Source organism: Virgibacillus sp. FSP13, from assembly GCF_054048505.1.
Genome location: NZ_JBSVKG010000038.1, coordinates 1 through 19,467 on the forward strand (window position 1 = coordinate 1; position 19,467 = coordinate 19,467).

20 protein-coding genes, 2 tRNA genes, 1 rRNA gene and 1 pseudogene are annotated in these 19,467 nt (G+C 37.1%); 4 read left to right on the forward strand and 20 right to left on the reverse strand.

Going from position 1 to position 19,467, the window contains the following annotated elements:
• The 8 genes and pseudogenes from ACW2QC_RS19235 to ACW2QC_RS19270 form a co-directional block, all read right to left on the reverse strand.
• Positions 1-282: pseudogene (locus ACW2QC_RS19235) on the reverse strand (DUF418 domain-containing protein); the annotation flags it as partial.
• Between the two features lie 353 nt (positions 283-635).
• Complete coding sequence (locus ACW2QC_RS19240) at positions 636-2,483, reverse strand: FtsX-like permease family protein (protein ID WP_457545549.1); 1,848 nt, start codon at positions 2,481-2,483, stop codon at positions 636-638.
• A complete protein-coding gene (locus ACW2QC_RS19245) occupies positions 2,473-3,231 on the reverse strand; it encodes an ABC transporter ATP-binding protein (RefSeq protein WP_457545550.1) in 759 nt (252 codons plus the stop codon). The genes ACW2QC_RS19240 and ACW2QC_RS19245 overlap by 11 nt, the downstream gene beginning before the upstream one ends.
• A 121-nt stretch (positions 3,232-3,352) precedes the next feature.
• A complete protein-coding gene (locus tag ACW2QC_RS19250; RefSeq protein WP_457545551.1) occupies positions 3,353-4,342 on the reverse strand; it encodes a sensor histidine kinase in 990 nt (329 codons plus the stop codon).
• Positions 4,339-5,031 carry a response regulator gene (locus tag ACW2QC_RS19255; protein ID WP_457545552.1) on the reverse strand — a complete coding sequence of 231 codons (693 nt, stop codon included), beginning with the start codon at positions 5,029-5,031 and terminating at the stop codon, positions 4,339-4,341. The genes ACW2QC_RS19250 and ACW2QC_RS19255 overlap by 4 nt, the downstream gene beginning before the upstream one ends.
• A 575-nt stretch (positions 5,032-5,606) precedes the next feature.
• Positions 5,607-7,241 carry a chaperonin GroEL gene (gene groL / locus ACW2QC_RS19260; RefSeq protein ID WP_457545553.1) on the reverse strand — a complete coding sequence of 545 codons (1,635 nt, stop codon included), beginning with the start codon at positions 7,239-7,241 and terminating at the stop codon, positions 5,607-5,609.
• 44 nt (positions 7,242-7,285) lie between these two features.
• Complete coding sequence (gene groES / locus ACW2QC_RS19265) at positions 7,286-7,570, reverse strand: co-chaperone GroES (protein ID WP_457545554.1); 285 nt, start codon at positions 7,568-7,570, stop codon at positions 7,286-7,288.
• Between the two features lie 213 nt (positions 7,571-7,783).
• Positions 7,784-7,933, reverse strand: a complete 150-nt coding sequence (locus tag ACW2QC_RS19270; protein WP_457545555.1) for a hypothetical protein — start codon at positions 7,931-7,933, stop codon at positions 7,784-7,786.
• A 149-nt stretch (positions 7,934-8,082) separates the two neighbouring features.
• Here ACW2QC_RS19270 and ACW2QC_RS19275 point away from each other — a divergent pair, with 149 nt between their 5' ends.
• Complete coding sequence (locus tag ACW2QC_RS19275; protein WP_457545556.1) at positions 8,083-8,796, forward strand: CPBP family intramembrane glutamic endopeptidase; 714 nt, start codon at positions 8,083-8,085, stop codon at positions 8,794-8,796.
• 2 nt (positions 8,797-8,798) lie between these two features.
• Positions 8,799-8,999, forward strand: coding sequence for a YdiK family protein (locus ACW2QC_RS19280; protein ID WP_457545557.1), 201 nt, complete (start codon positions 8,799-8,801; stop codon positions 8,997-8,999).
• A gap of 33 nt (positions 9,000-9,032) precedes the next feature.
• Here the strand turns inward: ACW2QC_RS19280 and ACW2QC_RS19285 are convergent, their stop codons facing one another.
• Complete coding sequence (locus ACW2QC_RS19285; protein ID WP_457545558.1) at positions 9,033-9,767, reverse strand: class I SAM-dependent methyltransferase; 735 nt, start codon at positions 9,765-9,767, stop codon at positions 9,033-9,035.
• A gap of 201 nt (positions 9,768-9,968) precedes the next feature.
• Between ACW2QC_RS19285 and ACW2QC_RS19290 the strand changes: the two genes are divergently transcribed.
• Positions 9,969-10,244, forward strand: a complete 276-nt coding sequence (locus tag ACW2QC_RS19290; protein WP_457545559.1) for a hypothetical protein — start codon at positions 9,969-9,971, stop codon at positions 10,242-10,244.
• 64 nt (positions 10,245-10,308) lie between these two features.
• Here the strand turns inward: ACW2QC_RS19290 and ACW2QC_RS19295 are convergent, their stop codons facing one another.
• From ACW2QC_RS19295 to moaC, 3 genes are all read right to left on the reverse strand, one after another.
• Positions 10,309-11,133 (reverse strand): DUF2268 domain-containing protein, encoded by an 825-nt coding sequence (locus ACW2QC_RS19295; RefSeq protein WP_457545560.1) that lies wholly within the window; start codon positions 11,131-11,133, stop codon positions 10,309-10,311.
• A gap of 122 nt (positions 11,134-11,255) precedes the next feature.
• Positions 11,256-11,885 carry a redox-sensing transcriptional repressor Rex gene (locus ACW2QC_RS19300; protein ID WP_457545561.1) on the reverse strand — a complete coding sequence of 210 codons (630 nt, stop codon included), beginning with the start codon at positions 11,883-11,885 and terminating at the stop codon, positions 11,256-11,258.
• A gap of 11 nt (positions 11,886-11,896) precedes the next feature.
• A complete protein-coding gene (gene moaC, locus ACW2QC_RS19305) occupies positions 11,897-12,382 on the reverse strand; it encodes a cyclic pyranopterin monophosphate synthase MoaC (protein WP_457545562.1) in 486 nt (161 codons plus the stop codon).
• 225 nt (positions 12,383-12,607) lie between these two features.
• On the opposite strand from moaC, the gene ACW2QC_RS19310 reads away from it, so the two are divergent.
• Positions 12,608-14,533 carry an ABC-F family ATP-binding cassette domain-containing protein gene (locus tag ACW2QC_RS19310; protein WP_457545563.1) on the forward strand — a complete coding sequence of 642 codons (1,926 nt, stop codon included), beginning with the start codon at positions 12,608-12,610 and terminating at the stop codon, positions 14,531-14,533.
• 249 nt (positions 14,534-14,782) lie between these two features.
• Here the strand turns inward: ACW2QC_RS19310 and tsaD are convergent, their stop codons facing one another.
• From tsaD to rrf, 8 genes are all read right to left on the reverse strand, one after another.
• Positions 14,783-15,793, reverse strand: coding sequence for a tRNA (adenosine(37)-N6)-threonylcarbamoyltransferase complex transferase subunit TsaD (gene tsaD / locus ACW2QC_RS19315; RefSeq protein WP_457545564.1), 1,011 nt, complete (start codon positions 15,791-15,793; stop codon positions 14,783-14,785).
• Positions 15,786-16,238: a ribosomal protein S18-alanine N-acetyltransferase gene (rimI, locus tag ACW2QC_RS19320; protein WP_457545565.1), complete on the reverse strand. Its 453-nt coding sequence runs from the start codon at positions 16,236-16,238 to the stop codon at positions 15,786-15,788. Before rimI ends, tsaD begins: the two co-directional genes overlap by 8 nt.
• Positions 16,231-16,938 (reverse strand): tRNA (adenosine(37)-N6)-threonylcarbamoyltransferase complex dimerization subunit type 1 TsaB, encoded by a 708-nt coding sequence (tsaB, locus tag ACW2QC_RS19325; protein WP_457545566.1) that lies wholly within the window; start codon positions 16,936-16,938, stop codon positions 16,231-16,233. The genes rimI and tsaB overlap by 8 nt, the downstream gene beginning before the upstream one ends.
• A gap of 33 nt (positions 16,939-16,971) precedes the next feature.
• Positions 16,972-17,427, reverse strand: a complete 456-nt coding sequence (tsaE, locus tag ACW2QC_RS19330; protein ID WP_457545567.1) for a tRNA (adenosine(37)-N6)-threonylcarbamoyltransferase complex ATPase subunit type 1 TsaE — start codon at positions 17,425-17,427, stop codon at positions 16,972-16,974.
• Positions 17,428-17,439: 12 nt separating this feature from the next.
• Positions 17,440-18,399: a thiamine-phosphate kinase gene (gene thiL, locus ACW2QC_RS19335; RefSeq protein ID WP_457545568.1), complete on the reverse strand. Its 960-nt coding sequence runs from the start codon at positions 18,397-18,399 to the stop codon at positions 17,440-17,442.
• A 425-nt stretch (positions 18,400-18,824) separates the two neighbouring features.
• Positions 18,825-18,898: transfer RNA gene (locus tag ACW2QC_RS19340), tRNA-Asp, on the reverse strand.
• Positions 18,899-18,927: 29 nt separating this feature from the next.
• Positions 18,928-19,004, reverse strand: a tRNA-Met gene (locus ACW2QC_RS19345).
• A gap of 180 nt (positions 19,005-19,184) precedes the next feature.
• Positions 19,185-19,300 (reverse strand): 5S ribosomal RNA (rrf, locus tag ACW2QC_RS19350).
• Positions 19,301-19,467 lie beyond the last annotated feature (167 nt).

Here is a 19,467-nt window from a genome sequence, read left to right on the forward strand (position 1 = left end):
AATAAGGACATATGGACGGGCGTTTTTTTCTTTAGCCCGTGATAAAAAAATCCAAAGTCCTAAGCCAAACAAAAAAGAAAATATAGCGTAAAAACGACCTTCAATAAATATATACAGGAAACGCTGAATCCAAATATCTCCTTGTGTTCCTGATAAGTTAACGTTTGAGCTCCAAAGTAAAAGCACATTAACGAAAGGAAGTCCAATTAGGGCAAACCCTCTGATTAAATCAATGACCTTAATTCTGTCTGTATTCGTTGTTGGCTTTATTGTCGAATTCATTTTTAAGTGCTCCTTTCGTATAACCTAATACAAATTTTATTATAAAAGCAAAATATAAAGTAATATCGTTTTTTCTTACAACCCAGCAGTAAAACTTTACAATTTTGTTATCTCCTGAATGGTGATACCTGTAAATACAATCAGATCAACAACTTTTTATGTCAACAAGACATAAAATCTATTCCTTTCTCGCATCCAATCGTATTATAAGGTTAACCAGTCATTCCTGTTTGACCTATTTTACAGGTATATCTACTTGCAAGGTATCTAGCAGTCCTTTATTAGTTCTAGCAGATATACCATTAAAATATTTGCCAGCAATTATTGAGATTACCATATAAAATCAGAAATGATTAATTCACAAGTTTATTTATATAACCCTTTCGTATAAAGAAGAAGCTTATAATAAACAGCAGTAAAAATAAGCTTAAGCCTATTGCCGTAAGTTGATAAAATGCCAATGAGATATGGTTATTCATTCCGATTAAAGCTGCAAATAAAATAAAGACCGCCATAGTAAATGGGATAAAAATTAAAGTAGCCAACTCTTTTGTCACAACAGATGTTAATTCCTTAATAGAGAGACCAACTTTTCTGATGCCTGAATATTTTTCTTTTTCTTGTTCAAGTGATGTTTGAATGTAAAAATACAGAATACTCATTGCTGCACTCATGAAAATAAGACTAAGCATAAGACCAATGAAGAACATAATGCTTTTTACATACTTCTCTTCATTATATAAATCTATTTTAGAAGCCATTAAGCGTACACCAGGTTCTGAAGAGATTTTAGACAAAATCGTTTCAGCTGTGTTGACCTTGTTTGTCCAATTATCCAATTCGTAAGCGCATATATTATATTCTGGATACTCAATTGTTTCATAAACTTTATCAGGGACAATATAATATACATTTTGCAACCCGGTCTGTAAAATATTTTCCTTTTCTGTACCTGTATATTCAAGGTTTCCAAATGGGTAATCATGAATAGATTCTTCATTAGGGTAAACACCTTCATTACCAGCTGCAACAAAATATTCATTATCGCTTAACGTTATAGGTGTATGTTCGCCCAATTGGTTGTATTTTGAAACGGACATAAAAGCAATTCCACGCTCATCATCGGTTTTAAAGGACGAATAGTAAGTCTCATAATTATCTCCTGTTTCATCTAAGGTCTTTTCAATAAATGCTATATCTTTCTGAGCTTCTAACTCATTACCAGGGAGTGACGTATATTGGAAACTATAAGGATATAACGCTTCTGTTTTTTCCTCCACATTGTAATAAGAGCTGTATAGTACACTTGTTGCTACAAAGGTACCTAATAGTAAGATGGTTAATAAATAAATGATGTGAGCATGTGAACGCTCTTTCGCCTTTAAGCTAGATACAAAAAGCATATTGGTTTTTCTGAAATATGATGGATGCTTTTCCCATATCCGAATGGCTCCTAACATTCCTTGTGTTATCGTAAAGTAAATGGCTAATAGCAGACTAATAAACAACACAATGTAAGCAATAATTCCAATGGATTCCTCCCAATTCAATTCCTTTACCATAGAAAAGAGCATGAAAACACTCACTATAATGGATACAATCAGTTTAAATGGTGCTGGTTTAATCCGCTTTTCCTGTGTCATATCTGCTTTTAATAGTTGAACAATAGCTTCCTTTTTTATCGTATATGTCATTAATTTAGTAACAATCAAAAACAAAAGGGAAAATAAAACAATCGTTATTAGAGTGGCTTGAATTGGGACATACATGTCAAAGATTTCTGCACGTAATATCTTTTTGGCAACCATTAAAAATAATGGGGCAATTACAAGCCCGCACACAATAGCTGTGATAATCGCTACACCAGCAATGATCATATTTTCTCTAAAAACCATTTTGCGGATTTGCTTCATGGAAGCACCCATCATCATAAAGGTACCTAATGTTTTTGTTTTCTTTTTCAAAAAAGCGAACAACGAATAGATAATAAAGACAATAGAAAAAACATAAATAAAGAAGCTGGCAAGCACCATTGTTATTCCTAATGTACTTGATGGGTCCAATTCCGCCAACATTGGATGAAAAGCTACCGTTGAAAACAAGAAAAAAACCAACATAGAAAACACACTGCTTAGAAAGTAAGAAATGTATGTTGACTTATTCCGTAATATATTTTGAACAACAATATGATTAAAATTCATGCTGACCACCACCTAGAAAGGTGAGTGTGTCCATAATTTCTTGGTAAAATTGCTGTTTATTGTTGCCTCGATGTATCTCATTATAGAGAATACCATCTTGTATAAAGATGACACGCTCTGCAAAGCTAGCAACATATGCATCATGAGTCACCATTAAAATAGCAGTATTAAAGGTTTTATTTATTGATTCAAATAACGTCATAACAACATTCACTGTTTTAGAATCCAAGTTTCCAGTCGGTTCATCCGCTAATAATAATTTTGGCCTATGAATAACCGCTCTTGCAATCGCCACACGTTGCTTCTGTCCACCAGAAATTTCAAACGTGCGCTTTTTTAATATTTCTTCAATCCCTAAAAAATCAACAACTTCCTTTAAGCTCTGTTTCATTTCTTTCTCTGTTACAGAATCAAGTGTTAAAGGTAGTAATATATTCTCCTCAACTGTTAATGTGTGAACAAGGTTAAAATCTTGAAAGACAAAGCCTAATTCTGTACGCCTGAACCTTGCTAATTCAACATCATTTAATTTAAACGGATCTTTTGAATTAATTACTATTGAACCATTCGAAGGTCGATCAATGGTGGAAATACAATTTAGGAAGGTTGTTTTTCCACTCCCAGATGGGCCCATGACCGCAACAAATTCTTTTTTATTCAAATGAAAATCAATACCTTTTAATGCCTTATATGTGACTTCTCCTGTATATTCCTTTTGTAGTTGCTTTACATTTAAAATTGTAGTCATTACTATTTCACTCCTTGGTGTTCTTTAATACACATAGTATAAACAAACAATTTTCTCCATAAAATCCTTAAACATGACAGCAATATGACAAATTTGTCATATTCAAAAACGACTACTTTATTTAGTAGCCGTCCATACTTCTAGAAAAATCGATTATAAAGATTGTTTCATTTTGAGCAGAGGATAACTTATATGGGTGATGCAACGTAGAAAGTATTTTTTTGACTAAATATAGTCCAATACCTGTCGCTTCGCCTTGGATGCGCCCTTTAGTACCGGTGTAAAACAATTCAAATACACGGTTAATTTCACTTTCAGGAATCCCCTTTCCTTTGTTCTTAATCCATAACTGACCATTTTCAAAACAAATGAGAACGAAGGATTTCTTTTCACCATATTTAGCAGCATTACTTAACAACTGGTGGATAGCAACGCCAAGCCATTTACGGTCAGAATAAATGATAATATTTTCTTCGATTGTACTTTTAGGGTATACTTCCATTTCAATAAAGTAATCTTTTAAATCGTTAGCCACTTCTTGGACTATACTCTTTAAGGATATCGATTCAATCTTTAGATCAGCTAATAATTGGGACGATCGGCTATAAGTTAAAAGTTGATTTAAAGAAATATTCACTTTATCGGATTCTTTTTTTACCTTTTGCCATTCTTGGAATAAACTTGGTTCTTTTAGTTGATTGGTTTGTATAAGTAATTGAATGACAGAAAGCGGTGTCTTCATCTGGTGAACAGTTTGCGAAATCATCAGTTGCTGTTCATGTAAGGAAGCTTTCTGTTCATCCTCTTTTGAAAGAAAAAGGGACTGAATGAACTGCAATTGATTTGCATATGCCTTTTCAACCGGAGCTTGGGGATGGTGAATCAACAAGTTATCTGCATCTAACCCCTTTTCATTCAAATGTGCATACATTTTTTTGCGTCTGAAATATCGAATTAAAAGGAGAACGGCTATTAAGGTTATGCCTAAAAAGATAAAGTAGGCATAATGATCGCGAAAGTCATCTAGTTGATGAATAACAATTGGTAAGCAAATCATCGTTATAATGTAAAGAGCTATAATGCTTAAATGATCACGTAAAAAAAGCTTCATAGACTTTTCTCCGTTAATTGATAGCCAATCCCTCGGATAGTTGTTATTTCTAATGATGAATGAATAGATTCTAGCTTTTTGCGTAATCGAACAATATTGACTGTTAATGTATTTTCTTCAACAAATGTCTCATCATCCCAAATGGCTGCCAGCAGCTGTTGCCTCGTTACAACATTTGGAAATGCTTCAAAAAGCGTAGAACACAACTGAAGTTCCTTTATTGTCAGCATTGTCTCGTGTTCAAGTGTAAATAATCGAACAGTATCCAAATTTAAAGTTGTATTTCCCACCTTTAACTTTCGAGTTTGCGAATCCTTCGCATATTCCCCATATACTCGACGAATTTGTCCATTTACTTTTGCTAGAACTACATCCATTAAAAAAGGTTTTGTAATGAAGTCATCTGCCCCATTTTCAATTCCATACACTTGATCTAACTCACTCATACGGGCAGAAAGTATCATAATGGGGCAATTTGAAATTTGCCTAATTTTTCTGGACCAATAATAGCCATCAAAAGCGGGAAGATTAATATCCATTATGACGAGGTGCGGTTGAAATTCTTGAAAAGTATCAAGTACCTTCTCAAAATCCTCTAAAATATAGCAATCATAATTATATTTTTCAAAATGACTCTTTAATGTACTCGCAATATTCATTTCATCTTCAACGATTAATAGTTTATACATTGTATCCTCCTGTGCATCGGTGACAAATTTACTCGCTTACCTCTATTTTGGTTCACCATTTCAATATTATGACAGAAAAAGTGTTCTGTCAGCGGTTTTGTCTTCGCCATCATTGTCACTCTTAACCTATACAGACGATAAAGTAGAAGTTGATGTTAACTATGAAGGAATATTAGCAAAAGATTTATCCGAACAATCTTAAATCGGGGGAAAATCTAATTTTGGAAGCCTTACACCATTTGACCCTATTGTAGAATAAACTAAATTTAAAATTTCATTTACTAAACTTTAACATAATTCTTATACCAACTTAACCGTTGATATAATATTTTAAGTAATCATTACAGACAAATAAGGCATCATGTATTTCAACACAATTAAATTTATATAAGATCATGCTTAATTGTGTAGCATTTCTATATCCTTTGATTACTTCCCACAGTTCTTCATTTTATTGCGTCCACCCCTTCGCGACCCCTTATTCATGTTACCTTTTCGTGGCATACAAGAAAAAAACGGGGTCTGCCCTCAGGCAAACCCCGTCATATCAAGCTTTTATTATTGTGTTTTTAGGCTTACATCATGCCCGGCATTCCGCCGCCCATGCCGCCCATATCAGGCATTCCGCCGCCTGCATTTTCTTCAGGCATGTCAGCAACAACTGCTTCAGTAGTCAAGAACATTGCTGCTACTGATGCAGCGTTTTGCAATGCATAACGAGTAACTTTAGTTGGGTCAACGATACCTGTCTCAACCATATCTACCCATTCACCTGTTGCAGCGTTAAAGCCAACGCCAACTTTTTCACCTTTTAGACGATCTACAACGATCGATCCTTCAAGACCAGCATTGTGTGCAATTTGACGTACCGGTTCTTCTAGTGCACGAAGTACGATGCTTGCACCTGTTGCTTCGTCACCTTCAAGTGATAGTTCATTAACTTTAGCGTAAACGTTAATTAATGCTGTACCACCACCAGATACAATACCTTCTTCAACTGCAGCGCGAGTTGAGTTCAGTGCATCTTCAATGCGTAGTTTACGTTCTTTTAATTCTGTTTCGGTTGCAGCACCAACTTTAATGACTGCTACACCACCAGATAATTTTGCAAGGCGTTCTTGTAATTTTTCCTTATCAAAGTCAGAAGTTGTTTCTTCAGCTTGAGCACGGATTTGTGTTACGCGAGAAGAAATAGCTTCAGGGTTTCCTGAACCTTCCACAACTGTTGTATTATCTTTTGTTACAACGACTTTTGAAGCTCGTCCTAGTTGGTCAACAGTTGCATTTTTAAGATCCAAGCCTAGATCTTCGGTAATAACTTCTGCACCAGTTAATACAGCGATATCTTCAAGCATTGCTTTACGACGATCACCAAAGCCAGGAGCTTTAACTGCAACAACATTGAATGTTCCGCGAAGCTTGTTCAATACTAATGTTGCAAGGGCTTCCCCTTCCACATCTTCCGCGATTAAAAGAAGTGGTTTACTTTGTTGTACAACTTGTTCAAGTACAGGAAGAATCTCTTGGATATTACCGATTTTTTTATCGGTAATTAAAATATATGGATCGTCTAATACTGCTTCCATTTTATCTTGATCTGTTACCATGTATGGAGATGAATATCCACGATCAAATTGCATCCCTTCAACTACTTCTAATTCCGTGTTGAAGCCTTTTGATTCTTCAATTGTGATAACACCGTCATTGCCAACACGTTCCATTGCTTCTGAGATAAGGTTACCAACCTCTTTATCATCAGAAGAAACAGCTGCAACCTGTGCAATTGATTCTTTTGATTCGATTGGTTTCGAAATGGTTTTCAATTCGCCAACAGCTGCTTCAACTGCTTTTTCAATACCACGACGAACACCTACAGGATTTGCTCCAGATGTAACGTTTTTTAGTCCTTCACGAATCATGGATTGAGCTAATACGGTTGCAGTTGTTGTACCATCACCAGCAACATCGTTAGTTTTGGATGCTACTTCTGATACAAGCTGTGCACCCATGTTTTCGAAATGGTCTTCCAGTTCAATTTCTTTTGCAATCGTCACACCGTCATTAGTAATTAACGGAGAACCGAATTTTTTATCTAAAACAACGTTACGACCTTTTGGCCCTAATGTTACCTTTACTGCATCTGCTAATGTATCTACACCGCGAAGCATCGCGCGACGAGCGTCTTCACTAAATTTAATTTCTTTAGCCATTTTTAAATGCCCTCCTTATAATCGAATGGTCGGATATTTTTTCGTTAGCCAATGATTGCTAAAATGTCATTTTCACGAAGAATTAAGTATTCTGTGCCTTCATATTTCACTTCTGTACCAGCGAACTTAGAAAAAATTACATGATTTCCTTCTGCAACCTCAAGGGCAACTTTTTCCCCATGTTCTGTTACACTGCCGGAACCAACTGCAACAACTTTACCTTCTTGCGGCTTTTCTTTTGCAGAGTCTGGAAGTACAATACCGCTTGCAGTTTTCTCCTCTTGTTCAACAAGCTCGATTACAACACGATCTCCTAGTGGTTTTATCATGTAGACAACCTCCTTAATTCATTTCTATATTGTATTTTTTGATTTATTAGCACTCATGAATGTTGAGTGCTAATTCCACTTATTATAATAAATAATACATTCTAAAAATGCAAGTAATCTAATTGTTTTTTTCCAATTTTTATTAGCAACGATTCTTCCTAAACCATACCATTATTATCAGGATAGAAAATATGCTAAAATACGTGTTAGTGTTTAAATTAATGCAAGAAATGATGATTTTTTAATAGATAAAGAAAGCATAAAATTTGGCTCTAATTTGTTCTTGAGCAGGATAAGCCACGTCCAGCTCCAGCGCCCAGCGACTAGCGAGACTTCCCTCACCTCCGTACGATAAGTCAACATCGGTTCGCCTCCGCTCACCGTGTTTCCTTTATCTCCTACGGCTCAGTCCAGTCCGTACGTCGCTAATCGGGCGCTTGCGCTTTTGTTAATAGATGTCCACATCACAGCATAAACTATTTTAATACTACTCATGAAGGGGTCGTTTCATTTTGACAAAAAGATATTGGTATGTCATTTTAACCTATATCATCATGCAATTCTCAGGGATCATTTTTGCTCCATTATTGTATATTACATCCCCATTAAGCAAATCTGATGCTGTTGTCTATTGGTCTATTTTCAGCTTTATTGCTGGACTTATCATTGTACTGCTATTAATGAAACCGGATATGAAAGCTGGTAGTGATCGTAACGCAACAGACATTGGAAATGCTGTTCTATGGGCTATTGGTGGAGTATTTATGGCCTACTTTGCACAAGGCCTGGCATCACTCATTGAAACTGAATTCTTAGGCATAACAATGGGATCAGAGAACACACAGATGATTATGGACATAACACGTGCTACACCTTTGTTTATCATCATTCCAGCGCTCGTAGCACCTATCTTGGAAGAAATAATTTTTCGTAAAATAATTTTTGGCGGTCTATATAAAAAGACAAACTTTTTTATTGCCGCACTGCTATCTGCTTTCATTTTTGCTATTATTCACGGAGAACCAGAACACATTTTAATCTATGGTTCGATGGGGTTTGTATTTGCATTTCTCTATGTAAAAACAAAGCGAATTATTGTACCAATTATTGTTCACATGGCCATGAATTCCATTTCAGTAATTGTTCAACTCTCCCTATCACCGGAAGATATTGAAAAAATGATGCAACAATATGAACAGATGCAAATGATTTTTATTGGAGGCTAAACATGAGAACCTCACCAAAGAACATGGCCATTTTTTATTTTTTAATGGGCTTATTATTTACGTTTATAGCTACACAAACGGTTGAAGATACTGTATGGAGCTTTCCAACGATCCTTCTTGCAATTTTCGCGACACTTGACTTTGGTGTCTGCATACGATTGATGTCCATCCATTTTCGGCTAAAAAATAAAAAGAAGAAGTAGCGCTCATAGCTGCTTCTTCTTTTTATATTCTTACTATTTCACCACTTTATAGACACTGTATTTTAATTGATTGGAAAACCTCTCTGTTAATAGCTGATGTTTATCCCATATCTCATATAAGGACGGGTCCATTGGATTTGAGGGATTTATTTCTGGTGAGGAAATAGATTCCTGAAAAGATTGATCATGTAACATTTTTTCCACCGTATTTTCTTTAACAACTTCAACCGAACGAAATCCAGCTGAGTGAAACATAGCTTTCCATTCATCCAGCAAAGGTACTAGATCGATCCCATACACATCTTGAAAACCCTCGATCTCCTCCTTTGAAAAGGATGTACCTGCTGTCATTTCAAGATCCAGAAGAATGCCACCTTTTCTTAACAAACGTACGTATTCATTAACGGTTTTCGTAATGTTGGTGAAGATCGTAACCGATTCAGCTATAATCAAATCGAAGGATTCCGCTAGCAAAGAACTACTCTCAATGTCTCCCTCAACTAAACGTACCGCTACATTTTCTCTCTTAAATCTTTCTTTTGCCTTCTCTACCATTAATGGGTGCAGATCAAGTGCGGTTACATTACAGCCATAAGCTTGTGCTAAATAAGCCGCTGTTTGTCCCGTCCCACACCCAGCATCAAGTATTGTACTAGTTTGATTGATTGGCATATCCCTTAACAGTTCTCTTGTCAGGGCTATCCCGCCTGGGTGAGCCCCGCCAACCCCTAGAAAGGCTAAAAAGTCATGATACGTATAATGTTTCATTTGTGTCCCTCCTTTGTTCTTACCATTTTTTATTATTTATTGATAGTTACTAAGGTTTTTTGTCCAATCGGTAAAAAATTTAAAACATATGGTATTACTAATAGCAGTGGAATTAATCCATTTCACTTCTTTGCATTTGTTTATCGTCATTTAACACCCATAATAAATCATATTATTTAAGAGGAAAGGAGTTCATACAGGATGGCAGCAAGCCCTATTTATCGACAGTGTCTAGGATGTGTTGGACGCCCTGTCGGAATTAGAACAAAAGATGGTAGAATGCACCGAGGTGTTGTTACTAGAGTAAGCAACTCACATGTCTTTCTTCGTCCTTTAGAAGGTAGAAATCTGGGCGGATTCGGATATGGTTTCGGTGGATATGGTGGATATGGTGGATACGGCGGATGGGGCTGGGGTGCTGGCTGGGGAATTGCTCTGGCCACCATTGCAGCATTGTCTCCATTATTTTTCTGGTAGCATTATAAGCAGAAGACTGTCCGATAAGGAGGGGTATGATCCTTTGCTGGGGACAGTCTTTTTATTAAACCGGAAAATCTGATCCTTCTACTATTGCTTCGGCTGGTAAATGTAACGTTTCTTTTATATGCATTTGTTTATTTTTAATAAAAGAGGAAACCAAATGGTAGCCTGCGTTGTAACCCAGCCATTTCGGAACAAATCCTCCCCCATACAGCAGTTCATTATGACGGGGATCCGCTTTCGACAGCTTTATATTTGGTTTTAGCCATTTTCTCCAATAATTCAACGCAGAATCAATCGGATGTATAGATGTCCATTTTGCCAAATGGTCTGTTCCTAAACGTTCCTGTACGGCCATTTCAGCCAAACCTTCCAAGACAATAGAATCCAGGAGTTCCATATCTTTTTCCTTTTTATCGAGATAATACAACCTGCAAACATGATTATATTCATGCGTAATAATTGCCTGCAGTTCTTTTTGTGACGTGGATCCAGACACAAACAAGAATACTTTATCTTGATGAGACACCCCAGATAACCCATTAAAATCTCGTTTCAACTGCCGGTTGTTGGAATCTGAAGGAAAAATAAATACCGGTATGTTGGGTCCGCCCCATTCCTTTGCTAATCGCACTAGCTCTTCCCTCGCAATTTTCCATGGATTATCGTTATTTAAGGAATTGATGATATCTTCGTCCTGGCCATTTGGCAAAAAAAGGCCATGTTGTAATAAATGATCATGAATTGCCGATGATGAACTTCCAGGGAAATAAGAGACGAGTTTTTCAATTATGCATTTCCTCTGATGCTCTAAATTATTGACCCTTGAACTTCCCTTATTTCGCAAATATTCCTTTAGCCATTTTCTCGTATCCATAACTGCCATGTGCAGTACCTCAATCCTTTTCTCAAAATGATAAAATGATCATTATACTGTATGATGGCAGGTCAAAACTGGTGAAAATCGTTGTACAGTCGTTTTTTAACAGTTTGTAACTTATTTGACGGCTAATCTAACGGGTAGTGCTTTAAAAAATAAACCAATGCTTGCAGTTCTACAGCTAGATCGATATGATGCACACGAATATTATCTGGAACGGTTATTCGTGCCGGTGTGAAATTAAGGATCCCCGAAATACCTTGATTGACAAGCCGTTCGGTAATTCCATCGGCTTCACTGGCAGGTACTGTTAAGATCGCAACTTGAACACCGCTAATTTTTTTCTCTAAATTATCGATATGATATACAGGAACCCCACCAACTTCTGTTCCCACTTTCTCGTCATTCGTATCAAATGCCATCACAATTTTTGTATTATTGCTTCGCATAAAGTTATAATGTAAAAATGCTGTACCAAGGTTTCCTACGCCTATTAAAGCCACTTCTGTTACTTCATCTTGATCGAGCGTCTTGCGGAAAAAACCTATTAAATATTCCACATTGTATCCGTAACCCTTTTTCCCTAACGCACCAAAATAGCTAAAATCGCGGCGAATTGTTGCCGAGTCAACCTTAACAGCTTCACTTAACTCTTTTGATGACACCCTTTTCTTACCTTGTTGATGTAAGTTATTTAAAAACCGATAATATAATGGTAGTCGCTTTGCAGTAGCTTGTGGAATTTTATGCTGTTCCATTATTATCCCCCCTAGCTTTCCCGATAGTAATCACCGGATTTGCCACCTTTTTTCTCTAGTAAAAAAGTTTCCCCGATTACCATCCCTTTATCAAGTGCTTTACACATATCATAAACTGTCAGGGCTGTTGCTGAGGCTGCAGTTAATGCCTCCATTTCCACCCCTGTACTACCCTTCGTTTTTACAAAAGCTTCTATTTGTAAGACAAACATATCCGCTGTAATCTGCCAATCAAACGATATGTCAATGCTTTTTAATTGTAATGGATGACACATCGGAATCCAATCAGATGTCTTTTTAGCAGCCATAATCCCTGCTACTTGAGCAACAGCTAATACGTCTCCTTTTTTTATCTCATTATCATTAATTTTACGATAGATTTCTTCTGTAACTTGAATACTTGACCTTGCAACGGCGGTTCGTTCTGTTTCCAGCTTTTCACTTATATCAACCATACGTGCTCTGCCTTGTTCATTAAAATGTGTGAAATTTGCCACATACCCATCTCCATTTCACTTTGTACTTCTTACACACCTTAGTTTATCAGAAAAAATTTGATAAGTCGTGATTAATTTCACAATTATATTATCTATATTAAACATAACTATTAGCTGTCAGGGACTGGACATGGCTCCTTCTATATTTCCATCATTATAACCTGAATTATTATACTTCCTTACTCGTTCACAATACGATACACTTAAAAGGATGAGGTGAACGAAATGATTATCATGCAATTAAACGGAATATCTAAATCCTTTGGTGCAGAAAAAATATTATCTACTATAAAACTTGAAATAAAAGAAAAAGATCGAATTGCTATTGTTGGAAGAAATGGTGCTGGTAAGTCGACACTACTTAAAATCATGGCGGGTGAATTAAGTTATGATGAAGGTGAGATACATAAGCCGAAGGACCTGTCCATTGGCTACTTATCCCAGCATACCGGACTTGAATCAGACAAAACAATTTGGAATGAAATGCTTGATGTGTTCCAACATTTAATTAATCAGGAAAAAGAACTAAGACTGTTAGAACGAGAAATGGAACAGGCATCTTCCTTATCAGCGGCAAATTACGAACAACTTTTACATGATTACGATAAAAAACAACAAGCATTTGAAGCTGGTGGAGGGTATCGCTATGAAGCAGATATTAAAGCTGTATTGACCGGACTCCATTTCCAGGACTATGATTATGAAACGCCTATCCATGAGTTAAGTGGCGGACAAAAAACACGCTTAGCATTAGGTAAGTTACTACTAAAAAAACCTGAACTACTAATTTTAGATGAACCGACAAATCATCTGGACATTGATACCCTAGCATGGCTTGAGAATTATTTGGCTAATTATCCAGGAGCAGTTACCATTGTGTCCCATGATAGGTATTTCCTGGATAAGACCGTCACGATTGTATACGAAATATCCTATCATCGAACGAAAAAATACCATGGAACATACAGCAAATTTCTCGAGCAGAAGGCATTAAATTTTGAGCAGGAAATGAAAGAATTTGAAAAACAGCAAACAGAGATTAAAAAATTGGAGACATTTATTCAAAAAAATATCGTTCGTGCCTCCACAACCAAGCGTGCTCAGAGCAGAAGAAAACAGCTTGAAAAAATGGATAAACTGGAAAAACCAGCTGGTGAGGAATCATCTGCAACATTCTCCTTCCAGATTACCAGACGAAGTGGAAATGACGTATTAAAAATCGATGACTTATCATTTCGATATGAAGACAGTGGTGAAGAATTGTTTTCCAATGTAAAAATTCATGTAAATCGCGGAGACCGGATTGCCCTTGTTGGTCCAAATGGGGTTGGCAAAACTACTTTACTCAAGACGATTTTGGGAAGACTGAAACCGAGCCATGGGACAATCCAACTTGGGACAAACGTTCAAATTGGCTATTATGATCAGGAACAGATGAATCTAACACCATCAAAAACTATATTACAAGAATTATGGGACGAACATCCAACAGTTAATGAAAAAGATATTCGCACCGTTTTAGGAAACTTTTTATTTTCAGGTGATGATGTTTTAAAACTTGTCCATTCCCTTAGTGGTGGGGAAAAGGCACGATTATCACTAGCCAAATTAATGATGCAAAAAGCCAATTTATTAATCCTTGATGAGCCGACAAACCACTTAGACATCGACAGCAAGGAAGTGTTGGAAGCGGCACTAATCGATTTCCCGGGAACCATCATATTTGTATCCCATGATAGGTATTTCATCAACAAAATTACGGACCAAGTTGTGGAAATGCAGCAAGATGGCGCTACCGTTTATTTAGGCGATTATGATTATTATATGGAGAAAAAAGAAGAGGAAGCTGAACGCGCAAGACTTCGACAAACTGCAGAAGTAATGAACAAAAAAGATCAAGGTAACTTAAGCTTTAAAGAAGAAAAAAAGCTTCGTAGTGAACAGCGAAAAAAAGAACGTAAAATAGCAGAACTTGAAAATACAATAGAACAACGTGAAAATGAACTTGCTGAACTCGAACAAAAAATGACCGAACCAGAAATTTATCAAGACCATGAAAAAGCACTGGAACTAACGAAACAAACGGGGGAAATTAAGCAAGAAGTCGAACAACTTATGGAAGAATGGACCGCATTACAAGAGGATGAATAAAAAACCGGGCTATCCCCGGTTTTTTTGTATTCCTATTGATCAAACGTTTGATTATTACTTTAATGCTACCTAACCATGTTATCCACAAAGTTATACCCATAAAAAACACACATATAAATAAATTCATTGCAGTTACTCACATTGCCCACAGATAAAAAGGTAGTTATGCACAACTTATATCCACATCAGCAATATAATGGTGTTAGGCTTTTTCTAAAAGATATACACATGCTTGTTGATAACTTGTTATTAACTTAATACTAGCGATGGATTTGCGTTCAAATTCAATCCTGATCTTTTCCCTTTTTCATAGGAAATGGTCCCAGCAGCTGCAATCATTGCTGCATTATCAGTACAAAGGTTTAAAGGTGGAATGGACAATGGGATTCCTGTATTGGAGAATCGCTGTTGGATCGCTTCCCGCAGACCTTTATTCGCAGCGACACCGCCGGCAACAATTACTTGTTTGACATCATATTGTTTAGCTGCTTTAAATGTCTTTTCGGTTAACACTTCAACAACACTTGCTTGAAAACTTGCCGCGATATCTTCCTTTTTCAATTCCTCACCACGTTGTTTCGCATTGTGGATTGTGTTAATAACGGAAGATTTTAATCCACTAAAACTAAAATCGTAACTATCGTCTTCTAGCCATGCTCTCGGAAATGAAATACGTTCACTTCCAATACTTGCTAACCGGTCAATTTGCGGTCCACCGGGATAAGGCAGATCCAGCATACGGGCAACTTTATCATATGCTTCCCCTGCTGCGTCATCACGCGTTTCGCCAATTACTTCAAAATGCCCATGTTCCTTCATTAAGACAAGCTCCGTATGCCCACCAGATACAACCAAAGCCAGTAATGGAAATTGGAATTCTTGTTCAAAACGGTTCGCATAAATGTGCCCGGCAATATGATGAACGCCGACGAGAGGTTTTTGCTTGGCAAATGCCACTGCTTTTGCTGAATTGACCCCAATTAATAATGCCCCAACTAAACCAGGACCTTCTGTTACTGCAATCGCATCAATTTCATCCCAAGTAATAGCTGCTTGTTCAAACGCTTCTTCTAGAACAACTGTTATTTGTTCCACATGGTGTCGTGAAGCTATTTCAGGAACAACCCCACCAAACCGTTTATGACTTTCGATTTGTGATGCTACAACATTAGAGATTATTTCCGTGCCATTTTTAACGATAGCTACAGCTGTTTCATCACAACTCGTTTCAATTCCTATTATATAATTATCTTTATCCATATAAATTCACCCACATGACAATCGCATCCTCCTGATTATCTGTATAATAATTTTTCCGAATACCGCCAGGAACAAGGCCAAATTTTCGATACATTCGTTGGGCAACAACGTTGGTTGTCCGTACTTCCAACGATAAACGACGACCGCCAAGACGTATAGCCTGTCCCATTGTGTAGTGGAATAGCTTTTCCCCTAGTTTATTCCCTCGATAATTAGGCATAACAGCAATATTCGTTATTTGTGCATCATCAATCACTACCCAAAGACCTGCATAGCCAATAATTTTCTTATCCAGTTCTAAGACAAAATAATGAGCAAATTGATTCTCGACAATTTCCTGTTCAAATATATCTTTCGCCCATGGTGTATCAAAAGATGCCTGTTCTACCTCAAAAACTTGATCTATATCGTTATATTCCATTTTCCGAATCACTAATTCAGCCATTTTTATTTTTTTCCTTCTGTGCTTCCAACCATTTAGCCTCTGCTTCCGCCAAACGTAAATAGTTAGGTGTTAGCGTATGTGTATTGTCTGCCTGTTTTGTAAGCCCAGCCAATCCCAAATGAGATGGTTTGGCCAAATGAAACGGACCTTGTGGGATAAATGCAAGATCACCCATATATTCCCTAATCACTTCTTCATATAAATGAATATCTGGACTTAGGAATAATGTTTTCTTTCCATCCATTGATAACTGCTGTAACCAGTCTGTCATGCTTACATTTTGCTCATTTTTTATAAGCGTCATTTTATCTGCATCCCATTGGTATAAACCTGTATAAACATTCGAGCGTCTTGCATCAAAAAAAGGACAGACATACATGTTTGAAAAATATCCCTGATACGCTAGTACTTCTAAACTGGAAACACCGACAACCGGAATATCCAGAGCCCATGCTAATGATTTAGCTGTTGCAAGACCAATTCGTACACCTGTAAATGAGCCAGGACCTTTCGCAACAACGATCTTTTCTAGCATATCTGGTGTCATATTTGTTTCCTTCATTAATTGATCAATTGCAGGCATTAGGCGAACTGAATGATTCTTTTTAATGTTTGTGACCAGTTCACCGATAATAAGCTCGTCTTTTAGTATGGCAACACCTAATACTTGGTTTGATGTATCGATTGCTAATATATTCATTCAAGTAACTCCCTGTTTTCATAAGTAATTTTCCTACCCAATTAATTGATCCACAACTGCTTCAAAATGCGCACTCGTAGGAGCAAACGCCAGTAAACGCGAATGATCATCAAGATATGTAATGTTTATGTTTAAACGCTCATGTGGTAAAAAGTCCTCAATAAACTGAGCCCATTCCACAATCGAAATGCCCTCCCCATTAAAATACTCCGAAAAACCAATATCCTCATCAGAATCCTCTAATCGGTAAACATCCATATGATAAAGTGGAAGCTCCCCAACATACTCCTTAATGATTGTAAATGTTGGACTATTTACAGTCCTCGTAACACCGAGTCCGCGGGCGATCCCTTTTGTAAGAGTTGTTTTACCTGCACCTAGGTCCCCTTCTAACGTAATCACATCACCCGGCTTTAATAACACTGCAAGCCTCTCAGCTAACTTTATTGTTTCTTGTTCCGAATGTGTTTTGAATTCATATTCTTGCATTGTTTCACCTACTTAAAAATGTGTATATCCTTGTTTTTTTAATACGATACGCTGACCCTTCTCTTGTAAATAAACAAAATTGGTCAGTTTATAACCTACATAGCCAATTTCCGTAACTTTTGTATTTGTTTGTTCAGCTAGTTGTTTAATTAATGGCCAATCACTTTTAGCAACTGTTCCAATCAATTCAAAATCTTCTCCACCAAAGAGCTGCCAATTACGTTGCTGGTCACTGCTAAACTGATGAAAGGCCTCACTCTTCGGCAATTTATCATAATCTAAAACAATGGAAACCCCTGAAGCTTCCGCAATTTCCGCAGCCTCATTTGCAATCCCATCACTTACATCATTGAGTGCTATTCGTGATAGTTGTCTTAACTCATGGGAAAACGTAACACGTGGTGAAGGCATTCGATGTTTGATCGTTAAATACTTCTCGTTTGTGTACTGCCCTGGATGATTTAAGATATGAAAACCGGCTCGAGAATCCCCTAATGTACCCGTAACAAAAACGATGTCCCCGATCTCCGCTGAACCTCGGTAACGTGCCTTATTCTTGTCTACATATCCAATAACCGTAATAGAAATTGCTAACTCCTTTCCAGAAACAGTATCCCCACCGATTAAATCTATTTTATAACTATTTGCTAATATTCGCATCCCCTGATAAATTTGCTGTAGTTCTTCATCTGACCAATGTGGTGGTCTAACGATAGACACCAAATAAAATGCTGGTACAGCCCCCATCGCAGCCATATCGCTAACATTTGCAGCAAGCACTCTGTGACCTATATGAAATGGTTCCATTGTTTCGCGGGAAAAATGAACGTTTTCCACAAACGTATCCACTGTTGTTACAATATCTTGAGTAGATTGGCGAAAAACTGCTGCATCATCCCCAACCCCTTTTAACAAGGAAGATTGCTTATATGAAGTTTGTTTAATTGAATTAATAAACATAAACTCATCCATCAATATCACCCAGTTTCATTTTTCAACTATGTTAATGATAGCAAAAAGAATATAAAAAGGAAAAAATATATGGCCCAGTGATTATCAATCATCATCCTAGCTTAAAAGTGTTCAAATTAAAGAATGGTTAATATGGATAGTATTTATCAGGGGGACAAAATTATCAACTACATCATGTCTAAGTGTTGATAAAGATAGCATTTTGCTGAGGTAGTTAGAGGTGCGCTGATGAATAACCTAAGCTATCTGATTTAGAAAGGGGTTTTGTGTAATTGATGGTACATTTTAAGTTGGTAGGTTAATGTAGTAGCCAACTGGAATAGTTTCGTGTTCATGATTACTTGTAAGCTAAAATCGCCTTATTTCAGGCATAAAAAAACACATGATTCTTATCAATGAAAACATGTGATCGTTTGTTTAAATGACGGTCTGGACGGGACTCGAACCCGCGACCTCCTGCGTGACAGGCAGGCATTCTAACCAGCTGAACTACCAGACCAAGATTATGTATTTATTACTTATTTTAATTGGTTGCGGGGGCAGGATTTGAACCTACGACCTTTGGGTTATGAGCCCAACGAGCTACCAGACTGCTCCACCCCGCGATGTAAGATAAAATATTAAAATTGTTCCTGCTCTTTAACTAACTTTCTCCCAAACCGCTCGTTGTGTTGCAAGCTTTTCGCAGAAGTAGGACTCCTCGCAAGCCTACACATAGTGGCTTATTCAAAGAAGTTGACGGATTGCTCCACCCCGCGATGTGAGATGATGTTAATATTAAATATGCCTGGCGGCGTCCTACTCTTGCAGGGGCAATGCCCCAACTACCATCGGCGCTGGAGAGCTTAACTACTGTGTTCGGCATGGGAACAGGTGTGACCTCTCCGCTATTGCTACCAGGCCTACAGGATGTAGGTCGTTCTGTGTTGTTCACAAATGTTTCGGTGGGTCGAGTAATCGCAGACCCAGGAAGTGAACGGTCTTAACAGAACTTCCTTAGGCTTTGCAGGTATAACACTTTTTATACCTCAAAAACTAAATAAGAGTTTTTCAAGCAACGAATCAAGT

Bases quoted from the DNA above. Each gene is read 5' to 3' on its own strand.
- ACW2QC_RS19240 (WP_457545549.1), bottom strand. From the start codon at position 2,483: ATGAATTTTAATCATATTGTTGTTCAAAATATATTACGGAATAAGTCA.
- ACW2QC_RS19245 (WP_457545550.1), bottom strand. From the start codon at position 3,231: ATGACTACAATTTTAAATGTAAAGCAACTACAAAAGGAATATACAGGA.
- ACW2QC_RS19250 (WP_457545551.1), bottom strand. From the start codon at position 4,342: ATGAAGCTTTTTTTACGTGATCATTTAAGCATTATAGCTCTTTACATT.
- ACW2QC_RS19255 (WP_457545552.1), bottom strand. From the start codon at position 5,031: ATGTATAAACTATTAATCGTTGAAGATGAAATGAATATTGCGAGTACA.
- groL (WP_457545553.1), bottom strand. From the start codon at position 7,241: ATGGCTAAAGAAATTAAATTTAGTGAAGACGCTCGTCGCGCGATGCTT.
- groES (WP_457545554.1), bottom strand. From the start codon at position 7,570: ATGATAAAACCACTAGGAGATCGTGTTGTAATCGAGCTTGTTGAACAA.
- ACW2QC_RS19270 (WP_457545555.1), bottom strand. From the start codon at position 7,933: ATGTTGACTTATCGTACGGAGGTGAGGGAAGTCTCGCTAGTCGCTGGG.
- ACW2QC_RS19280 (WP_457545557.1), top strand. From the start codon at position 8,799: ATGAGAACCTCACCAAAGAACATGGCCATTTTTTATTTTTTAATGGGC.
- ACW2QC_RS19285 (WP_457545558.1), bottom strand. From the start codon at position 9,767: ATGAAACATTATACGTATCATGACTTTTTAGCCTTTCTAGGGGTTGGC.
- ACW2QC_RS19290 (WP_457545559.1), top strand. From the start codon at position 9,969: ATGGCAGCAAGCCCTATTTATCGACAGTGTCTAGGATGTGTTGGACGC.
- ACW2QC_RS19295 (WP_457545560.1), bottom strand. From the start codon at position 11,133: ATGGCAGTTATGGATACGAGAAAATGGCTAAAGGAATATTTGCGAAAT.
- ACW2QC_RS19300 (WP_457545561.1), bottom strand. From the start codon at position 11,885: ATGGAACAGCATAAAATTCCACAAGCTACTGCAAAGCGACTACCATTA.
- ACW2QC_RS19310 (WP_457545563.1), top strand. From the start codon at position 12,608: ATGATTATCATGCAATTAAACGGAATATCTAAATCCTTTGGTGCAGAA.
- tsaD (WP_457545564.1), bottom strand. From the start codon at position 15,793: ATGGATAAAGATAATTATATAATAGGAATTGAAACGAGTTGTGATGAA.
- rimI (WP_457545565.1), bottom strand. From the start codon at position 16,238: ATGGCTGAATTAGTGATTCGGAAAATGGAATATAACGATATAGATCAA.
- tsaB (WP_457545566.1), bottom strand. From the start codon at position 16,938: ATGAATATATTAGCAATCGATACATCAAACCAAGTATTAGGTGTTGCC.
- tsaE (WP_457545567.1), bottom strand. From the start codon at position 17,427: ATGCAAGAATATGAATTCAAAACACATTCGGAACAAGAAACAATAAAG.
- thiL (WP_457545568.1), bottom strand. From the start codon at position 18,399: ATGGATGAGTTTATGTTTATTAATTCAATTAAACAAACTTCATATAAG.